Genomic DNA, 1,253 nt, shown 5'->3' with positions numbered 1-1,253 from the left:
CGCTGCCCTCCTTCTGCGACTTGTCCTTGAATTGCGTCATCCGCGACGCCTGACCGAAGCCGGTGAAACAGCCGAGCACCCAAGCGAGTTCGGTGTGGGCGGGCACATGGCTCTGCACGAAGATGGTGGCCCGGAACGGGTCGACGCCCATCGCGAGGTACTGGGCGGCGGTGGCCAGCGTGCGTCGGCGCAGGGTGGCCGGGTCCTGCGGCAGTGTGATCGAGTGCAGGTCGACGACGCAGAAATAGGCGTCGAACTCGTTCTGTAGCGCCGCCCACTGGGCCACCGCCCCCAGCGCGTTGCCGAGGTGCAGGGAGTCAGAGGTGGGTTGCACGCCGGAGAAGACGACGCGCTCGGCTGGCTTGCTCATGATGGGCCAATCTTTTCACGCCGTGGACGATGGCCAGTATTCGACGGTCACCGCCCGCGCTTGCGATACCGGCGGTATCACCTTTACTGTCGGCAGCATGGCCCCTCGCGACCCAATCCATCTCGGCTCCGGCGAGCCGATGCTGTTGCTGCATCCGTTCATCTTGTCGCAGAACGTGTGGAAACGTGTCGCGCCGCTGGTAGCTGACACCGGCCGCTACGAGGTCTTTGCGCCAACGATGCTCGGGCACAACGGTGGAGGCCGCGGAACCTTTCTGCTCGATATCGCCACATTGGCCGACGACGTCGAGCGGCGGCTGGATGCGCTGGGCTGGACCACGGCGCACCTCGTCGGCAACTCGCTCGGCGGCTGGGTGTCCTTCGAATTGGAGCGCCGCGGCCGCGCCCGCACGCTGACCGGCATCGCCCCTGGCGGCGGATGGAATCACTTCACCCCGGCGAAGTTCGAAATCGTCGCGAAGTTCCTCGCCGCGGCGCCGGTCTTCGCCGTGTGCAGACTGCTCGGGAAGCGCGCGGCCAAGTTCCCCTTCGCGCGCCAGCTCGCCTATCCGGCTGTCAGTGCGACGCCCGACGCCCTCACCGACGAGGACATCCTCGAGCTCATCGACGACGCCGCGCACTGCTCGGCGTACTACCAGATGCTGGTGAAGTCGTTGACGCTGCCCGGTCTGCTGGAGTTGGCCAAGACCCGCACGCCGACCCATCTGGTCACCTGTGAAAAGGACCGGGTGCTACCGACGCCGCGGTTCACCCGCCAGTTCACCGATCATCTGCCGTCGAACACGAAGGTGACCAAGCTCGACGGCGTCGGGCATGTGCCGATGTACGAAGCGCCCCAACGCATCGCCGACGTAATCACCGAC

The 1,253-nt window shown here is 66.2% G+C and carries 1 protein-coding gene and 1 pseudogene; one reads left to right on the top strand and one right to left on the bottom strand.

The window, feature by feature from the left end:
* Positions 1-370, bottom strand: a pseudogene (locus tag A5651_RS05215) (tryptophan--tRNA ligase); the annotation flags it as partial.
* Between the two features lie 97 nt (positions 371-467).
* On the opposite strand from A5651_RS05215, the gene A5651_RS05210 reads away from it, so the two are divergent.
* On the top strand, positions 468-1,253 hold a 786-nt coding region (locus A5651_RS05210), incomplete at its 3' end, for an alpha/beta fold hydrolase (protein ID WP_066976317.1).

This window comes from Mycobacterium sp. 1274761.0 (assembly GCF_001668615.1).
In the GTDB taxonomy this organism is placed as follows: Bacteria; Actinomycetota; Actinomycetes; order Mycobacteriales; family Mycobacteriaceae; genus Mycobacterium.
This window is presented reverse-complemented; position numbering and strand designations above follow the sequence as displayed.